The organism is uncultured Mailhella sp., assembly GCF_944324615.1.
Lineage (GTDB): Bacteria > Desulfobacterota > Desulfovibrionia > Desulfovibrionales > Desulfovibrionaceae > Mailhella.
On record NZ_CALUWY010000012.1, the window covers coordinates 40754 to 57489 of the forward strand.

The 16736-nt window shown below is 63.6% G+C and carries 14 protein-coding genes; 6 read left to right on the forward strand and 8 right to left on the reverse strand.

The genetic code is table 11. The features are described 5' to 3' along the window. Positions 1–28: 28 nt before the first annotated feature. Entirely contained in the window at positions 29–1966 is a 1938-nt protein-coding gene (locus Q0K07_RS04695) for an NAD(P)/FAD-dependent oxidoreductase (protein ID WP_294557139.1), read from the forward strand. An 80-nt stretch (positions 1967–2046) separates the two neighbouring features. Here the strand turns inward: Q0K07_RS04695 and Q0K07_RS04700 are convergent, their stop codons facing one another. Genes Q0K07_RS04700 through bioB form a run of 3 tightly spaced genes read right to left on the reverse strand, consistent with a single transcriptional unit; the run spans position 2047 to position 6420 of the window. Next, a complete protein-coding gene (locus tag Q0K07_RS04700; protein WP_294557141.1) occupies positions 2047–3375 on the reverse strand; it encodes a hypothetical protein in 1329 nt (442 codons plus the stop codon). A 1-nt stretch (position 3376) separates the two neighbouring features. Then, complete coding sequence (gene bioA / locus Q0K07_RS04705; RefSeq protein ID WP_294557144.1) at positions 3377–5446, reverse strand: adenosylmethionine--8-amino-7-oxononanoate transaminase; 2070 nt, start codon at positions 5444–5446, stop codon at positions 3377–3379. Further along, complete coding sequence (gene bioB / locus Q0K07_RS04710) at positions 5446–6420, reverse strand: biotin synthase BioB (protein WP_294557146.1); 975 nt, start codon at positions 6418–6420, stop codon at positions 5446–5448. Before bioB ends, bioA begins: the two co-directional genes overlap by 1 nt. Before the next feature lie 116 nt (positions 6421–6536). Here bioB and Q0K07_RS04715 point away from each other — a divergent pair, with 116 nt between their 5' ends. Next, the gene (locus Q0K07_RS04715; RefSeq protein ID WP_294557148.1) at positions 6537–7343 is read left to right on the forward strand and encodes a biotin--[acetyl-CoA-carboxylase] ligase; all 807 of its coding nucleotides are present in this window, start codon (positions 6537–6539) and stop codon (positions 7341–7343) included. Between the two features lie 80 nt (positions 7344–7423). Here Q0K07_RS04715 and Q0K07_RS04720 read toward each other — a convergent pair whose 3' ends face one another. The 4 genes from Q0K07_RS04720 to Q0K07_RS04735 form a co-directional block, all read right to left on the reverse strand. After that, on the reverse strand, positions 7424–8167 hold the full coding sequence (locus Q0K07_RS04720; protein ID WP_294557150.1) for a flavodoxin domain-containing protein: 744 nt from the start codon (positions 8165–8167) through the stop codon (positions 7424–7426). A gap of 83 nt (positions 8168–8250) precedes the next feature. Then, on the reverse strand, positions 8251–8985 hold the full coding sequence (locus tag Q0K07_RS04725; RefSeq protein WP_294557152.1) for a phosphatase PAP2 family protein: 735 nt from the start codon (positions 8983–8985) through the stop codon (positions 8251–8253). After that, positions 8982–10055, reverse strand: a complete 1074-nt coding sequence (locus tag Q0K07_RS04730; RefSeq protein ID WP_294557154.1) for an ATP-binding protein — start codon at positions 10053–10055, stop codon at positions 8982–8984. The genes Q0K07_RS04725 and Q0K07_RS04730 overlap by 4 nt, the downstream gene beginning before the upstream one ends. Beyond that, positions 10052–10744: a response regulator transcription factor gene (locus Q0K07_RS04735; RefSeq protein WP_294557158.1), complete on the reverse strand. Its 693-nt coding sequence runs from the start codon at positions 10742–10744 to the stop codon at positions 10052–10054. Before Q0K07_RS04735 ends, Q0K07_RS04730 begins: the two co-directional genes overlap by 4 nt. A 425-nt stretch (positions 10745–11169) precedes the next feature. Here Q0K07_RS04735 and Q0K07_RS04740 point away from each other — a divergent pair, with 425 nt between their 5' ends. From Q0K07_RS04740 to Q0K07_RS04750, 3 genes are all read left to right on the forward strand, one after another. Continuing rightward, positions 11170–13083 carry an LTA synthase family protein gene (locus Q0K07_RS04740; protein WP_294557160.1) on the forward strand — a complete coding sequence of 638 codons (1914 nt, stop codon included), beginning with the start codon at positions 11170–11172 and terminating at the stop codon, positions 13081–13083. 195 nt (positions 13084–13278) lie between these two features. Next, on the forward strand, positions 13279–13692 hold the full coding sequence (locus Q0K07_RS04745) for an EamA family transporter (protein ID WP_294557162.1): 414 nt from the start codon (positions 13279–13281) through the stop codon (positions 13690–13692). A 127-nt stretch (positions 13693–13819) separates the two neighbouring features. Beyond that, complete coding sequence (locus tag Q0K07_RS04750) at positions 13820–15226, forward strand: sodium:alanine symporter family protein (protein WP_294557164.1); 1407 nt, start codon at positions 13820–13822, stop codon at positions 15224–15226. 25 nt (positions 15227–15251) lie between these two features. Here the strand turns inward: Q0K07_RS04750 and Q0K07_RS04755 are convergent, their stop codons facing one another. Further along, positions 15252–15530: a hypothetical protein gene (locus Q0K07_RS04755; RefSeq protein ID WP_294557166.1), complete on the reverse strand. Its 279-nt coding sequence runs from the start codon at positions 15528–15530 to the stop codon at positions 15252–15254. Positions 15531–15556: 26 nt separating this feature from the next. On the opposite strand from Q0K07_RS04755, the gene Q0K07_RS04760 reads away from it, so the two are divergent. Then, complete coding sequence (locus Q0K07_RS04760; protein ID WP_294557169.1) at positions 15557–16339, forward strand: Crp/Fnr family transcriptional regulator; 783 nt, start codon at positions 15557–15559, stop codon at positions 16337–16339. Positions 16340–16736 lie beyond the last annotated feature (397 nt).

Genomic DNA, 16736 nt, shown 5'->3' on the forward strand with positions numbered 1-16736 from the left:
CGCACCGCGAAACATGCTGGAGAACATCATGACAAGAAAATATCCGCACCTTTCCGCTCCCATCCGGCTCGGCCGCGTCACCTTCCGCAACCGCATGTTCGCCGCGCCCACCGGCGCCACGGACATCACCTGGGACTGCTGCGCAGGCCCGGGCAGCCGCGCCTTCTATGAAAACAGGGCAAGGGGCGGAAGCGCCAACGTCACGGTGAGCGAACTTGTGGTGCACCCGGAAACCGACGCCTCGCACATGCTGCATCTGGAACTGCAGACGCCCGGTTCCCTGGCGAGCTTCACCATGACGGCCGACGCCATACGCCGCCACGGAGCCATTCCCAGCGTGGAACTTTCCCATTCCGGCCAGTATGCGGGCACCTATCTGGTGGACAAGGAAAAGAAGAACGCCCTTTCCCAGTACGGCCCGTGCGACGGCGTGCGCCCCGACGGCAGGCCGGTGAAGGCGCTCACCAGAGAACAGATTGCCGCCATCGTGGCTTCCTACGGCGAAAAGGCCGCCCTGGCCAGACGCGCGGGCTTTGAAATGGTCATGATCCATGCCGGGCACGGCTGGCTCATCAATCAGTTTCTCTCGCCCTATTTCAACAAGCGCACCGACGAATACGGCGGCAGTCTCGAAGGCCGCGCCCGCCTGCTCATGGAAGTCATGGACAGCGTGCGCAAGGCCGTGGGCCCGGGCTTCCCCATCGAGGTGCGCATGAGCGGTTCCGAGCTTTTCGAGGGCGGCTATACGCTGGAAGAAGGCGTGGAAATTGCAAAGCTTCTGGACGGCAAAGCCGACCTCATCCACGTTTCGGCCGGATCCTACCAGTTCGGCTTCTTCGACACGCACCCGCCCATGTTTTCCGAACACGGCTGCAACGTGTACCTTGCCGCCGAAATCAAGAAGCACGTTTCCACGCCCGTGGCCACGGTGGGCGCGCTGAACGACCCGGCGCAGATGGAAGACATCATCGCCTCCGGCAAGGCGGACGTGGTGGAAATGGCCCGCGCCCTCATTGCCGACCCCGAACTGCCCGAAAAGGTCATGGAAGGGCGCGACGATGAAATCGTGCGCTGCCTGCGCTGCTTTGTGTGCATGGCCGAACGCCCCACCACGGGCACGCGCCGCTGCACCGTGAACCCGCAGATAGGCCGCGAACAGGACGCCCCGGCCCTGCCCGCCCGCCGTGCAAAGAAGGTCATTGTGGCCGGCGGCGGCTGCGGCGGCATGAAGGCCGCCGTGACCGCGGCACAGCGCGGGCATCATGTCATTCTCTGTGAAAAGGATGCGGAACTCGGCGGCATTCTGAAGAGCGAACAGGCCATTCCCTTCAAGCATGAAATGTATCAGCTCGGCCTCACCCTGGCCCGGCAGATGGAAATAGAGGGCGTGGACGTGCGCCTGAACACCCTTGTCACTCCCGAATATGTGGAGAAGGAAGGCGCGGACGCGCTCATCATCGCCACCGGTTCCGAACCCGTGGTGCCGCCGCTTCCGGGCATGGACGGCGGAAACGTCATCATTGTGAACGACTACTATAAAAGAAGCGCCGAATGCGCGGATACCGTGGCGGTGCTCGGCGGCGGCCTTGCCGGCTGCGAATGCGCCATTCACCTCGCGCAGGAAGGGAAAAAGGTCACGCTGGTGGAAATGCGGCCCGAGGTTGCGCCCGACGCCAACATCCGCCACCGCCCCATCCTTCTGCGCAAGCTGAAGGAACTCGTCACCGTGCACACCTCCTGCACGGGCCTTGCCGTCACGAAGGAAGGACTCCTTGTGCGCGACGCGGAAGGCAGGGAAACGCTCATTGCCGCAGGCACGGTGATCTGCGCCGTGGGCCAGCGCTCGCGCAACCATGACGCGCTCCTCGACGCCGCACCCTTCGTGCGCGTCATCGGTGACGCGGTGCGCCCCTCCACCATCACCACCGCCGTATATCAGGGCTACCACGCCGGGCTTGACGTGTAGCGCGCTTTCTCTCCCGCACGCCCTCATGAAAGCCCGGGGCCGCTCCGGAAGGAGCGGCCCTTTTTCATATACGGACTTTTTCAGCGAAGCGCCGGGGAAGCGTCGGGACGCAGGGGCAGGAAGCGCCCGCAGAGCATGGCAAGAACGGAAAGCGCCATGCCCGCATAGCCGAAGGCTATTTCGCCGCTCATGGCCGAGGCAAGGCCGCCCGCACCTCCCGCAAGCATGGCCGCCAGGGCAAAGGAGGGGCGCACCGCGCCGCGTTTCATGAGCATGGCCAGAAACACCGGCAGCACCGCGCCGCAGACATAGATGTCGTTGGCCATAAGCAGAAGGTCGAGTATGCCGTGCCCGCGCGTGGCAAGGGCAAGGCCCCCTGCGCCGAGGCAGAGCGTGACCACGCGGCAGAGCCGCACGTCGCGCCGCCCCAGAATATCGTTGCAGAGCACGGTGGAGGCCGTGATCACGCACGAATCGGCGGAAGAAAGCACGGCGGAGAGCAGCGCCACCAGAAGCAGCATGCCCGCCCACGGCGGCATGAGGGTCATGGCCGTGGAAAGCACATCGTCGGGGGCCACGGTATGGGGCACCAGGCCCCGGCACAGCACGCCGAGAACCACGATGAGCGCGGCGGATGCGGCAAGGCCGCCCACGGCAAGCCAGGCGCCGGCTGTGGCGCTTCCTGCGTCGCGCGCGCTCAGAATGCGGCCGAAGAGCATGGGGCAGACAAGGTAACTGCCGCCCATGATGAGCATGAAATAGGTAAATTTTCCCGGCCCGAAGGCTTCGTTGACAAGTTCGATGCGCAGGCCCGAAAGGGGCGCGGCATCGTGCACAAAAAGCCATACGGCGGCAACGGCCGTTCCCAGAAGCAGAAGCAGGCACTGGGGAAGATCGCTGCGTATGACGGAAGCCTGCCCGCCGAGGCAGGAATAGGCCGTGATGACTGCCGCGCCCGCCCAGAGCGCCGTATCCGGCGAAAGACCGGTCAGGGCCGCGGTGAGCTTGCCCATGGCCGTGAACTGCGCCGCAAGAATGGCCAGCCATGCGGGCACGATGATGAGGGAAACCAGGGTACGGGCGCGCGGCCCGAGCCATGCGGCCACCATTTCCGGCATGGTGTAGGCCCCGGAGGCGCGCACCTTTTCCGCCAGAAAGAACGTGAGCAGCGCAAGGCCGCACGCGCCCGAACCGAGCCACCAGAAGGCCGGAGTGCCCACCTGCCACGCAAGCCCTGCCATGCCCATGGTGGCCGAACCGCCGATGCAGGAGGCGATGAGCGAAAAGCCGGTATGCCATGCGCCGGAGGAGCGGCCGTTGACGAAAAAGTCGGCCACACTGCGTCTGCGGCGGGCGTCCAGCAGGCCGAGACCGAGAAGAAGCGCCGCATAGAGGCAGAAAATCAGCACGTTACTCTCCTCGCGTCGGTGTTCCGCCGTGAGCGGCGGCAGAGGCCGCCGCCTCGACCATGGCGCGCGTGAGCGTGTCCACCTCCTCTTCCGAGGCGATGAAGGGCGGCATGACGTACACGGTGTATCCGAAGGGCCGTATCCACACGCCCCTTGCCGTGAAAAAGTCCTGCCAGGCGGCCACATCCACCGGTTCTTCTCTTTCCATGACGCCTATGGCCCCGAGCACGCGCACGTCGGCAACGCCGGGCAGGGAGCGGCAGGGCTCAAGCCCGTGCGCAAGGCGCTTTTCCAGAGCCTGTACGCGATCCTGCCAGGGGGAGGCGCAAAGTTCGTCGAGACTTGCGCAGGCGGCGGCGCAGGCCAGCGGGTTGCCCATGAAGGTGGGCCCGTGCATGAACACGCCGCCCCCGCGGGCCGCGTCGGCCCGGGAAATGCCCTCCGCCACGCGGCCGGTGGCGGCCACGGCCGAAAGCGTCATCATGCCGCCGGTGAGCGCCTTGCCCACGCACATGATGTCGGGCGATATGCCCGCCCATTCGCAGGCAAACATTCTGCCCGTGCGGCCGAAGCCCGTGGCTATTTCGTCGGCAATGAGCAGGATGCCGAGTTCGTCGCACAGCGCGCGCAGATCGCGCAGATAGGAGGGATGGTAGAACCACATGCCCCCTGCGCCCTGCACCACGGGTTCCACCACCACGGCCGCCAGTTCATGGGCATGGGTGCGGAGGGCGCGTTCCATGGGCTCGAAGGAGGAAGGATCGTAGGGCGCATGGAAGCGGCAGGAGGGCCTTTCCACAAAAAGCTGCTTCGGCAGTATGCCGGAAAAGAGCGTGTGCATGCCCGTGACGGGATCGCAGAGCGACATGGCCCCCAGGGTATCGCCGTGATAGGCCCCGCGAAGGGCCGCAAAACGGCATTTTTCCCCGTGCCCGGCGGACTGATGGAACTGCACGGCCATTTTCACGGCCACTTCCACGGCCACGGAGCCGGAATCGGCCAGAAAGATATGTTCCATGCCCGGAGGAAGAAGCCGGAGCAGGCGGCGGCCCAGCTCCACCGCAGGCGCATGGGTCAGCCCCCCGAACATGACGTGGGAAAGCCGCGCCGCCTGCCGCTGCACGGCCTGCACAAGGCGCCTGTTGCCGTAACCGTGCACCCGGCACCACCACGAGGACATGCCGTCGACCAGTTCCCTGCCGTCGGCAAGCAAAAGCCTTGCGCCGGAGGCTCCCGCCACGTCGAGCACGGGCAGAGGGTTCAGGGCCGAAGTATAGGGATGCCAGAGATGCGCCCGGTCGAAGGCAAGCCGCTCCTTTTCCTCCTCCCCGTGATCCTCTTCCTGCGCCAGAAGACGCGCCGCGCCCTCAAGGCGTGCGGCAAGCGCGTCCATGCACGCAGCATCGGCGGGAGAAAAGGAGGCGTCGTAGGGAATGTCGGCCAGAAGGGGCACGCCGCGCTTTTTCCCCTCTTCGGCAAGGCGGGCGGCATTGTCGCCGAGAATGAGCGCTTCGGCCTCGGGCGACGTGCCCGCGTCCGCAAGGGAAGGCGGCGTGGTGCGGCAGAGCACCATGCCCGCCACCGGAAGCCCGGCCATGTCCAGCGCGTCCAGAGAAAGCAGGGCGTGGTTCAGACAGCCCAGACGGTTGCCCACCACCAGAAGCACGGGCAGGTGCAGTTCCCGCATGAGGTCGAGCATGCTTTCTTCCTCATTCAGGGGAACATACAGCCCTCCCGCGCCTTCAAAAAGCGTCACCCGTCCGGGGGAAAGGCACTCCCGGCAGGCCCGGGCAAGGGTGGAGACCTCAAGTCTTGCGCCCTCAAGACGGGCGGCAAGGTGCGGGGAACAGGGCACGCGGAAGGTAAAAAGCGCCTCGCCCCTGCCTCCGGCAGCGCGCCAGGCCGCCACATCCGGCGCTTCGGGCACGCCGCCCTTCTCCGTGCAGCCCGTCTGCACCGGCTTCACGGCAAAGGCCTCCGTACCCAGACGGGACAGGGCCAGAAGCAGCCCCGCCGTCACCGCCGTCTTGCCTGCGTCGGTATCCGTGCCGGTGACGAAGAAGGCGCGCATCAGGCCACCCCCAGGGTTCGCATCATGGCAAGGTCGGACTCAAAGGCCGCGCCGGAGGTGGTGAGGTAGTCCCCCGTCATCATGCCGTTGGCCCCGGCGGCGTACAGCCAGCTCTGCCACTCGCCGAGCACATGGCCGCGGCCGCCCGCGATGAGGATATCCCGGGAAGGATGCATGACGCGGAAAAGCGCAATGCTCCGCAGGGCCTCTTCCGGCGAAAGGCGGGGCATGTGCTCAAGGCGCGTCCCTTTTATGGCGTTGAGAAAATTGATGGGAATGGAATCCACCCCCGCATCGGCCAGGGTGCAGGCCAGTTCCACGCGCTGCACCGGGCTTTCGCCAAGCCCCATGATGCCGCCGGAACACACTTCCATGCCCGCCTCGCGCGCGGCGGCAAGGCTTGCCACATCCTTTTCATAGGCGTGTGTGGTGCAGATGTTCGGGAAAAAGCTCTCCGCCGTTTCCAGATTGTGGTGATAGCGCGTCATGCCCGCCTCGCGGTACATGCGGGCGCGCTCCGGCGTGAGCAGGCCCAGCGAACCGCACACCGCCATGCCCGTTTCTTCAATGATGCTCTCCACCGCGCGGCACAAGGGCTCCACGTCCGCCTCGCCCAGCATGGTGCCGCTCACCACGATGCTGAAACGCTTCGTGCCGTGGCGCGCGGCCTCGGCGGCCTTCTGCAGCAGTATCTCCCGCCCCACAAAGGGATAGACAGGCGAGCCTGTTTCGTGATGTGCTGACTGTGCGCAGAAGGCGCAGTTCTCCGGGCAGCGGCCGGATTTGGCGTTGATGATGCCGCAGTTGAAAAATCCGGGGGCACGCATGGCGCGCACCGTTCCGGCCACGGAAATCATGTCCAGCGTGGAGGAGGAAGGAAGGGAAATGAACGCTTCCGCCTCTTCGCGGGAAAGAAGCGGTCCCTCCCCGGCCTGGGGAAGACGGCGAAGTATGGTTTCAAGCAGGGTGTCCATGCATATCCTCCGGTCAGTAGGGTATAGGGCCACCTTGCACCGGAGAAAGAGAATATGTCAACCTTAAAACTATACAAATATGGTTGACAATTAACCGCGAGCACAACGGAGCAGGCATGAGGCAGGAAGATATCCCCATGCGGGACCGCATTCTGGAAAGTCTTGCCCGCGAAGAGCAGGAAGGCTGGGTTTCCGGGGAAGCGCTTTCCCGCGAGTTTCATATCAGCAGGGCGGCGGTGAGCAAGCATGTTTCCTCTCTGCGCGAAGAGGGAAACATCATTGCCTCCGTGCCGCGCCGGGGCTACCGGCTCATATCCCGGGCCGACCCCTGGGCGGCGGACGATGCGCGCGAAAACCTCGGCACCCGGGTGCTGGGGCGCAGAAGCTGGATATGGCTCAAGGAAACGGGTTCCACCAATCAGGTGGCGGCGCTGGAGGCTCTGGGCGGCGCGCCCGAGGGCGTGGTGGTGGTGGCCCGCCGCCAGAACGAGGGCCGGGGCAGCCGGGGAAGCCGCTGGCTGTGCCTGCCGGGCAGTCTCAGCTTCTCGGTGATCACAAGGCCTTCCCTTGCGCCGGAAAAACTGGCGCTTCTGCCCATTCTCTCCATGGAGGCCTGCGCCCGGGCCGTGAAGAAAAGCTGCGGCATACGGCTGGAAAAGCGCGCGCCCAACGACCTTTTCCTCAACGGCCGCAAGGTGGCGGGCATTCTTGTGGAGAGCATGTTTCACAATACGGAACTCCGCTGGGCCGTGGTGGGCATAGGGGTCAACGTCAACGTGCCCTCTTCGGCCATTCCGCCGGAACTGGAAAAAACAGCCACCTCCCTGTATGCGGAAACGGGCACGGCCTTCAGCGTGACCCGTCTTCTCCGCCATATTCTCGAAGAGCTGGAAAAGGAGCTGGAAGGCGGCGCTTCCGCCTGAGGCCCGGGCATGGCTCAAACACGGAAAAAGGCCCCCTGCGGGGCCTTTTTTCATGCAGCTGCCGGCTCCGAGCCGCCGCTTCAGCAGTAATACTCGTTCTCGCGCCGGGCCTTCAGTTTTTCGCTGAAGGAGGCGGCAAAGGAGAGGTAGGCCCCGGTATTCATGTTCTTTGCGCCCTTCGGACAGCGGCGTATGCAGCGGAAGCAGGAAATGCAGCTGTCGGCCACGGTTTCGCAGTCCCTGTCTATGGCCTGCACGGGGCAGTTCTTCACGCACAGGCCGCAGTGCACGCACGCTTCGGAGGTGAGCGGGCGGAACCTGCCGCCGCTGCCGCCGTCGCGGTAGGGCCTGTTGCCCGGAATGTTCTTCACTTCCGCGCCCAGAGCAAAGGCGCGGGCCGCAAATTCGCCGTCGGCGGCAAGGTCGGCCCCGTCCGGGCGCTCCACCTGAATTTCGCCGAAGGTATGACGGCCCACCAGCGCGGCGGCCCCCACCACCACGAAGCCCTGTTCCCTGGCCATGTCGGCAAGTTCCAGAAGCGCGTCGTCGTAATGGCGGTTGCCGTAGGTCACGACCACCACGCAGGGCGTCTGCACCCCGCGGAAGCGGGAAAGGCGTTCCCGCGCCACGGAAGGAATGCGCCCGCCGTACACGGGAGCGCCGAAGATCACCCTGTCGGACGCATGGAAAAGAACAGGTTCGGGGTCAGTCACGGCGGTCACGTCCACAATGTCCGCTTCCGCGCCCAGCCCGCGGGCCATGGCCTTCAGGCTCTTTTCCGTATTGCCCGTGGGGGAAAAATAGATAAGCGTCACCTTGCTCATGTTGTCTCCTCATGCTTTCCTTGAAAAGGCGCGGCAAAACGCCCGCGCGGCATTTTTCAGAATAACCGGTATGCGCCGCTCTTTCAAGAAGGCGGCGCCTCCGGCCCGCCTGCGCGGCGCGCCCTGCGCCTTTCCAGCGCGGGCATGAGCAGCCGGTCGGTCAGAAGCACAAGGCCTATGTTCATCTGCCAGGCAAGAAGCATGCTCACCACGGTATGGGAAAGAAAGTGTTCGCCGCGCAGCATCTGATAAAGGCCCATGACCCAGCCTGCGGCAAGGGCGGCAAGAAGCGCCGCCGCACGTTTTCTGCCGCCGGAAACGCAGAAGAACACCATGGTGAGGGCAAAGCCGCCGGAGGCATGCCCGCCGGGGAAGCAGCGGCCGCCAGAAGTCCCGGCCCCGAGGGGAAAAAAATGCCGGTAGGGAAAGGCTCCCCCGAATTCGATGAGTTCCCGGGGGCAGTGTATGCCGGTAAACGCCTTGAGCGCGGCCACCAGCAGCGGCGTGGCCGCGCAGGAAAGGGCCATGAGCAGGCCCGCACGCATCCATGCGCTTCTGCCGGAAGCATATCCCCACAGAAAAAGCGCCGCACAGCCAAGCCCGATGCAGGCCACGGCCCGCTTCATGCCGTCGTAGAAGAACACGCGCAGCACCTGATGGGCGGCCGGGTCGATGAGCCACGCGCCTGCTGCCGCGTCGAACCAGCGCCGCTGAAGGAGCATGTCGAGATTTGTACCGCTTTCCAGAAACAGGGAAAGGGCCAGAAGAAGCAGGCACACCGCGCTCTGAAGCAGGGCCGAACGGCCGGAAAGTCTCATTCGGCCTCGCGTTTCTGCCTGAGCGGCAGTTCCATGCTCACGGCAAGGCCGCCGCCTTCCCTGTTTTCCGCCCATATTCTGCCGCCGTGGGCATGGGCGGCCCGCTCGGCCAGGGAAAGCCCCATGCCCGTGCCGCCGCTTTCTCTTCTGCGCGAGGCATCCACCCGGAAGAAGGGCCGGAAAATGCGCTCCAGCGCGTCTTCCGGCACGCCGGGGCCGCGGTCCTCCACCACCAGAAGGCAGCTATGCCTGCGCGCGGTGAGGCGGATGACGATGCGCCCGTCGTCGGGCGTGTAGCGCAGCGCGTTGCGGAGCACGTTTTCCACGGCATGCCGGAGCATTTCCGCATCACCGGCAAAGGGCAGGTGTTCCGGCATGATCTCCGCCACCTCGCAGCCGCGCACACTGCCCTCGAAGCGCACATCCTCCGCCACGTCGCGCACCAGTGCGGCCAGATCGAAGGAGGAACAGTGCAGCCGCGCCTCCATGCGGGAATAGGCAAGCATGCTTTCGATGAGCGCATCCATGCGTTCGGTCTCCAGGCAGAGCCTGTCCAGAAGATGCGGGGAAACATTCTCGCGCCGGAGCAGCTCCACCGTGACGGAAAGGCGCGTGAGCGGGGAACGCAGTTCGTGGGACACGTCGGCAATGAGCGCCCTTTCCCGCACCCTTTCCTTTTCCCGCTGCTCGGCCATGCTGTTGAAGGCCCGGGCCAGCAGGCCGAGTTCGTCCTTTCTGTCCGCCATGTCCGGGGACACGCGCGCCGCAAGGTCGCCGCCGGAAAGGCGGTGTATCACCGAGGTGAAATGCCCGATGATGTTCTTCAGAAAAGAAATGAGCACATAGGCTTCCAGCGCGGCCACGATGAAGGTGAACACCATCCAGAGTATCACTTCCTGCGCGGAGGAGAAGGAATTGCCGCTGCTCTGCAGAAGGTCGCTCGCCACATATTCGCCGAACTCGCCCAGCATGGCGAAGGAGCCTATGAACAGGATGCCGCAGATGTATATCTTGCGGAAAAGCGGCAGGGAATCCCAGAAGCCGGAAAGCGTTCCGCGCAGTTTTTTCATGAATGATCCTCCCCGCGCACCGCATACATGTAGCCCACGCCGCGTATGCTGCGTATGCGCTCGGAACCGTCGGGGTACGGCCCGAGCTTGCGGCGCACGCGGCTTATCTGCATGTCCAGCCCGCGTTCCATGGGCATGGCCTCGCGCCCGAACACCGCAAGGCTCAGCGCATCGCGCGAGATCACCTTGCCCGGCGAGGAAAGCAGCGCCCGCAGCACCCGGTATTCCTGCCCGCTCAGGGAAATTTCCTCATCCCCACGCCAGGCCTTCATGGAACCTTCCTCCAGGCGTATGTCGCCCCCGCCCTCTCCTGCGGAAGGCTGGGCGCGGCGCATCACCGCGCGCACGCGGGAAAGCAGCTCCCGCGGGTTGAAGGGCTTGGGCAGGTAGTCATCCGCCCCGGCGTCCAGCCCGCGCACCCTGTCGGAAAAATCACCCCGCGCCGTGAGCATGATGACGGGCAGGCGGGAAAGACGGGTGTCCCTGCGTATGGCGCGCAACACCTCGAAACCGTTCTTCTCGGGAAGCATGACGTCGAGAATGACCATGTCCGGCCGCTCCTCAAGAATGGCCGCAAGGCCGCTCTGCCCGTCGTGGGCAAAACGGCAGGTGATGTGCTCCGGCCGGAAATAATCCTCCAGAAGCTGGCACAGCTCCTTGTCATCGTCGATAATCAGCATCTGAAACATGAGAACGCCCCCTCTGAAAACGGTTCTGAGCAAAGCGCGGGGGCCACGGGGCCGGCGCCGTCTTCCCGGCAGCATGCGCCCCGGAAGCTCTTTTTCCGGCTCCTCTTCCTGTAACATCCCGGAACAGAGGCCGCAACGCGGCCGCAGAGCCTGTTACGCTTCGTTACACATTCTTCATGATACGGCTGTATAAGTTTTATCACAAAAAGGAAGCTGCGGATGTAAAATCAGTGACAGAGCGGCGCTTATTTTCTACCGTTTTCTTTCATGCCGCAGAATAAGCCCGTTTTTTCCTCCCTGTGCGTACTATTTTCTGAACACGGAGCGCGATTTTCCCGCTGTTACGCTTTGTTACTCCGCCAGGACTTCGCATGGAGCAGTTTTTTCCTTACTTTTTTGCTGCAAAAACTTTCAAGGAGTCTTCCATGGTTTTCCGCAAAAACGCCCGGGGCTCTTACCTCGGCCTGCTGCTTCTGCTCTGGCTGCTCGTCAATGCCGCCGTCAGAACCGTGCTGCTCGTCATGGCGCACCGCAGTCTCGACGCCTCGTTCGCACCCGGAACGCTGGCGGTTCTGTATTTCAAGGGCGCGCTCAACGACCTTTTCCCCTATTTTCTCCTCACCCTGCCCCTTGCGGCGCTCATTTTCCTGAAAAAGAACGTGTTCGGCGGAAGAGTCGGCCGCACGCTGGCCTCCCTCGCCTTCTGGCTGTACGCCTGCCTCTTTCTCTTCTCCGCCGTGGCCGAAACCCTGTTCTGGGGGGAATTCAGCAGTCGCTTCAACTTCATTGCCGTGGATTATCTCATCTATACCACGGAGGTGATACGGAACATCAGAGAATCCTACCCCGTCATTCCCCTGCTCTCCGCCGTGGCCGCCTGCGCCGCGGTGCTCACCGTGCCCGCCATGCTCCTTCTGTGGAAAAAGGCGGCCCGGCCCGCGCAGCGTTCCCCCGCGCTTCTTGCAGGCTGCCTTGCCATGGCCTGCGCAACGTTCTTCTATGCGCCCCTTTCCTCCCCCGACAGGGTGGAACGGGAACTTGCCGCCAACGGCGTGTGGTCGCTTTTTTCCGCCTACAGGCACAACGCCCTCGATTACCGCGAATTCTACCCCGTCATGGATGCGGAAAAGGCCTCCCTTCTCGTGCGCGGGGAAACGGGCGGAGCGCACTTTTCTGAAGAGACGGGAATCGTGCGCGACATTGCCGCCACCCGGCCTTCATGGCATCCCAACGTCGTGCAGATCGCGGTGGAGAGTCTCGGAAGCAATCTTCTGGGAGAGAACACACCGAACCTGAACCGCATCATCGGCCAGAGCCTCTTCTTCTCCCGCCTGTACGCCACGGGCACGCGCACGGTGCGCGGCATCGAGGCCCTCACCCTTTCCCTGCCGCCCACGCCCGGTTCCTCCATCGTGCGCCGCCCCGGCTGCGAAGGACTGTTCTCCACAGGTTCCGTCTTCCGGGCCCACGGCTACGACACCGCCTTCATCTACGGCGGATTCGGCTACTTCGACAACATGAACGCCTTCTTCTCCGGCAACGGCTTCCGCATCGTGGACCGCGCCGTCATGAAAAGCGACGACATCACCTTCACCAACGCCTGGGGCGTGTGCGACGAGGACCTTTTCCGCACCGCGCTGCTTGAGGCCGACGAAGACTACCGGCAGGGCCGCCCCTTCTATCAGTTCGTGCTCACCACCTCCAATCACCGCCCCTTCACCTACCCCGAAGGCAGGGTTTCCCAGCCCTCCGGTTCGGGCCGGGCCGGAGCCGTGGCCTATACCGACTACGCCCTCGGCAGATTCTTCCGGGAAGCCTCCAGGCGGCCGTGGTTCAGCAACACCGTGTTCGTGCTCTGCGGCGACCACACCTCAAGCGCGGCGGGCCACACCGACCTTCCGCCGGAGCGCTACCTCATCCCCGCCTTCCTCTACAGCCCCGGCAACATTGCGCCCGAAACCGTGACCACCCTGTGCAGTCAGGCCGACATAGCCCCCACGCTCTTCGATGTTCTGGGCTGGAGCTACCGCTCCCCCTTCTTCGGCCGCAGCATTCTTTCCCTGCGCCCCGAGGAAGGCCGGGCCTGGATCAGCACCTATCAGGCCCTGGGCAGACTCGATGAAGGGGGACTCGCCGTGCTCGAACCCGTGCGCCGCTCCTCCGCATGCGCCTGGACGCAAAAAGAAGGCCTCGGGCCGGAACTTCACGGCGAAGAGGCCGAAACGCGGCTGAACCTGGCCATAGCCGAATATCAGCTTGCCAGCGACATGTTCACCCAGGGAGCCCTCAGGGAGGAAAACCTCGCCCCCGGGCAGGAGGAGGAAACCGTATCCCTCTGAGCGCCTGAGCAACCTCACCATGACGGCTTCCCGGCGGGGCGGAAAAAGGTTGACAGAACAAAGGCACAGGGCAAGTCTTTCCCTGTTCCGTCCCGCGCCCCGCTGAGGAAGCCCGAACGTATGGGACGCCTCCCCTTCCGGCCTGTCTCAGGGCAAAACACTCAGGGCATTCTCATGCGAAAGGAAACAAACAACATGTGGCTCATCCTCGCGCTCCTTTCCGCCGTGTTCGCGGCGCTCACCTCGCTTCTGGCCAAAGTCGGCATCGAAGGCGTGGATTCCAATGTCGGCACCGCCATACGCACGCTGGTGGTCTTCTTCATGGCATGCGGCATGGCCTTTGTCTGCGGGGCGAAGTTCTCGCCCGCGGCCGTGAGCGCCAGAACATGGGTATTTCTCATCCTCTCCGGCCTTGCCACCGGAGCTTCGTGGCTGTGCTACTTCAAGGCCCTGCAGATGGGCGACGTGTCCAGGGTGGCCCCTGTGGACAAGATGAGCATCGTGTTCACCATCGTGCTTGCCGTCATCTTCCTGCAGGAGCACCTCACCATGAAGGCGGCCGCAGGGGCCGCGCTCATCAGCCTCGGCACGCTCCTCATGGCCCTGTAGCCCGGGCCGGAAAGACAAAAACGCGCGTGTTCCGCCCCGTCTCGGGCAGGGAGGTTGACATTTTGCCCTCCTTCGTGAACCATTGCACGAATCATCGTCCCTTCCACCCGAAACCAAAGGCCCGCGCATGGAATTTCTGGCAAAAGCAATAACCGTTTCCAACGACATCCTCTGGTCCTATGTTCTCGTTGTCATGCTCATCGCCCTCGGGCTGTGGTTTTCCCTGCGCACGGGCTTCGTGCAGCTGCGCCTGTTCGGGGAAATGCTGCGCCTGCTGAGGGAAGGCGTGAGCCATGAGGGCGGCAAGGCGCACATCAGCTCCTTCCAGGCCTTCTGCATCAGCACGGCCTCGCGCGTGGGCGTGGGCAACATTGCGGGCATTGCCATTGCCATCGTCACGGGCGGGCCGGGGGCCATCTTCTGGATGTGGGTCATCGCCGTCATCGGCGCGGCCTCGGGCTTTGTGGAAAGCACCCTGGCCCAGATATACAAGGTGCGCGATCCCAGGACCTTCGGTTTCCGCGGCGGGCCCGCCTACTACATCCGCAACTGCCTCGGCAGCAAAAGTGCGGCGGCCCTGTTCGCCGTGCTCATTTCCGTCACCTTCGGCCTGTGCTTCAACTCCGTGCAGGCCAACACCATCACCCTTTCCCTTGAATCCACCTTCGGGCTCGACCGCGCCCTCGGCGGGGCCTGCATCACCATCCTTTCCGCCATCGTCATCTTCGGCGGGCTGAAGCGCATCGCCCACCTGAGCAGCTGGCTTGTGCCCGTCATGGCCACGCTCTACCTCTTCATCGCCCTCATCATCGTCATTCTGAACATCACCGCCATCCCCGCCATGTTCGCCACCATCGTTTCCCAGGCCTTCTCCCCCGATGCGGCCATAGGCGGCATAGGCGCGGCCATACTCACCGGCGCCAAGCGCGGACTCTTCTCCAATGAGGCGGGCATGGGTTCCGTGCCCAACGCCGCGGCCACGGCCTTTGTCTCCCATCCCGTGAAGCAGGGCCTTGTGCAGGCTCTCGGCGTGTTCGTGGATACGCTGCTCGTGTGCACGGCCTCGGCCTGCATCGTGCTCCTGTACGACGGCTATGCCGACACGGGCAAGACCGGCATCGAACTTGTGCAGATGGCCCTTGCCTCCCACATGGGCAGCGTGGCGGGCGTGCTGCTTTCCTTCATGGTCTTCCTCTTCGCCTTCAGCTCCATTGCGGGCAACTACTACTACGGGGAAAGCAACATCCAGTTCTTCAGCACCCGGCCCGGCCTGCTGCTTGTGTTCCGCGTGCTCGTGGTGGCCATGGTGGCCTTCGGTTCCGTGGCCGACCTGCCCTTCGTGTGGAACCTGGCGGACCTGTTCATGGCGCTCATGGCCATTGTGAACCTCGTGGCCATCGCCCTGCTCGGCAGAAACGCCTTCATCGCCCTTAAAGATTACTCCGATCAGAAAAAGGCGGGCGTGCCCGATCCCGTCTTCCATCCCGCGCTGCTCCCCGACAGGCGCGGCATAGAAGCCTGGGACGAAAAGTAGGCCCGCATGATACAAAGGGCGGCTTTTATAAAAGCCGCCCTTTTTTTGTGCCGAAAGCGCGGCAAAAAAGCCTGAAAACGCCCTTGCCCCAACAAAAAACGGGCAATTGACAAAATATCCCGCCGATGGAATCCTTGAAAGAATCGTTCTCTTCCTGCTGCTTCCGAGCGCTTTTCCCGGATTCCGCACCTGCCCGGCGGAGCATTCCCGGCAGAAAGGCACCTGCCTGCGGCGTGGAGAACCCGGCGTGCACATCGTCTATGGTCTGTGCAACGCCTGAAAAAAAGCTCTTTTCAAACGCCATATGCTCTGAGGAAAGGACACCGCATCATGAAGAGCGCTTCCATGACCATACCTTCCCCCAACGGCAGAAGCCCCCTCGGCACGCTGCCCGACTGCGGCGCAAAGGTGCCGCTCCCCGACATGGAGACATGCAGGAACCATCTTCTGCGCTTCAGCCGGGAAATCGCCGTTCCGCGCGGCACCAAGCTCATGGTGGACAGGGTGTTCTACCTGCTGGAAGGCACCGTCACCCTCACGGCCGTATCCGCCACGGGGGAACGCCATTCCCTGGTGTACTTCGAGCCCGGAGACCTGCTCAGCTTCATCCCTTCCGTGAACCACGTCTATTCCATCCCTCACGACGCCTTCGACTTTCTGCTTTCCAACGAATCCCTCGCCATGTTCGCCAAGACGCCCTGCCGCCTCATCAGCACCGAACACAGGGAATTCATGCGGCACATGGATGAGGAACCCGTGAAGACGCTGCTCATCCGGGGCCTTGCGGAAAACCTCATCAAGGTCATCGTGCAGTCGGTGAACAACTGCACTCTTTCCGCCACGGTGCGGGTATGCCGCATGCTTTCCGTATTCATGCGCAAGGACCCCCCGCACCATCTGCCCCGCTACCTCACCCATACGGAAATAGCCGGGCACCTTTCCCTGCACGTCATGACCGTGACCAAGATATTCCAGTCCCTGCGCAAGGAAGGCATCCTGGGCAAGGAACGCGGCATCACCTTCGTTAAGGATCCCGCCCGCCTGAGAAGCCTTGCCGCACAGCAGAGCCTGCTTTCCTACAAGCATTGCGACTCCCGGGAACATCTCCCCTGAGAACATGCCCGGAGGCGTACGCGCCCGCCCTCTCCGCGCGGCATGCCCCGGCGCAGAAAGCCTCCGTCTCCTCTGCCCCCTTCCCGTGCCGTCTCTGCGCCTCTTCCCCGGGTTCTCGTCCCCGCAGGCACAAGGCTTGCGCGTCTGCGCCCTGCCTGAAGGGGAAAAAACACCCCGCGCCTTCCGCCTTCCGCACCAAAAAAACGCCTTCCCCCTGATTTTGCAGAAGAAAAACGGATGCTCCGCCGCAAAAAAAACACGCACTCCGCCTGAAAAAGGCCGGAAATTTCCGCCCTGCGGCAAGAAAAAATATTCACATGTTAGGCTCAGGACTCATTAATTGCCAAAAGGGTAAAAAGTTCTTATTGTCGGCATAGGGAGGATGCCATGAAGGAAC

Excerpts from the sequence above, each read along its gene's own strand:
- Q0K07_RS04720 (WP_294557150.1), bottom strand. The coding sequence starts at position 8,167 with ATGAGCAAGGTGACGCTTATCTATTTTTCCCCCACGGGCAATACGGAA.
- Q0K07_RS04725 (WP_294557152.1), bottom strand. The coding sequence starts at position 8,985 with ATGAGACTTTCCGGCCGTTCGGCCCTGCTTCAGAGCGCGGTGTGCCTG.
- bioB (WP_294557146.1), bottom strand. The coding sequence starts at position 6,420 with ATGGACACCCTGCTTGAAACCATACTTCGCCGTCTTCCCCAGGCCGGG.
- Q0K07_RS04760 (WP_294557169.1), top strand. The coding sequence starts at position 15,557 with ATGAAGAGCGCTTCCATGACCATACCTTCCCCCAACGGCAGAAGCCCC.
- Q0K07_RS04740 (WP_294557160.1), top strand. The coding sequence starts at position 11,170 with ATGGTTTTCCGCAAAAACGCCCGGGGCTCTTACCTCGGCCTGCTGCTT.
- Q0K07_RS04750 (WP_294557164.1), top strand. The coding sequence starts at position 13,820 with ATGGAATTTCTGGCAAAAGCAATAACCGTTTCCAACGACATCCTCTGG.
- Q0K07_RS04755 (WP_294557166.1), bottom strand. The coding sequence starts at position 15,530 with ATGGCGTTTGAAAAGAGCTTTTTTTCAGGCGTTGCACAGACCATAGAC.
- Q0K07_RS04745 (WP_294557162.1), top strand. The coding sequence starts at position 13,279 with ATGTGGCTCATCCTCGCGCTCCTTTCCGCCGTGTTCGCGGCGCTCACC.
- Q0K07_RS04730 (WP_294557154.1), bottom strand. The coding sequence starts at position 10,055 with ATGAAAAAACTGCGCGGAACGCTTTCCGGCTTCTGGGATTCCCTGCCG.
- Q0K07_RS04715 (WP_294557148.1), top strand. The coding sequence starts at position 6,537 with ATGAGGCAGGAAGATATCCCCATGCGGGACCGCATTCTGGAAAGTCTT.
- Q0K07_RS04695 (WP_294557139.1), top strand. The coding sequence starts at position 29 with ATGACAAGAAAATATCCGCACCTTTCCGCTCCCATCCGGCTCGGCCGC.
- bioA (WP_294557144.1), bottom strand. The coding sequence starts at position 5,446 with ATGCGCGCCTTCTTCGTCACCGGCACGGATACCGACGCAGGCAAGACG.
- Q0K07_RS04735 (WP_294557158.1), bottom strand. The coding sequence starts at position 10,744 with ATGTTTCAGATGCTGATTATCGACGATGACAAGGAGCTGTGCCAGCTT.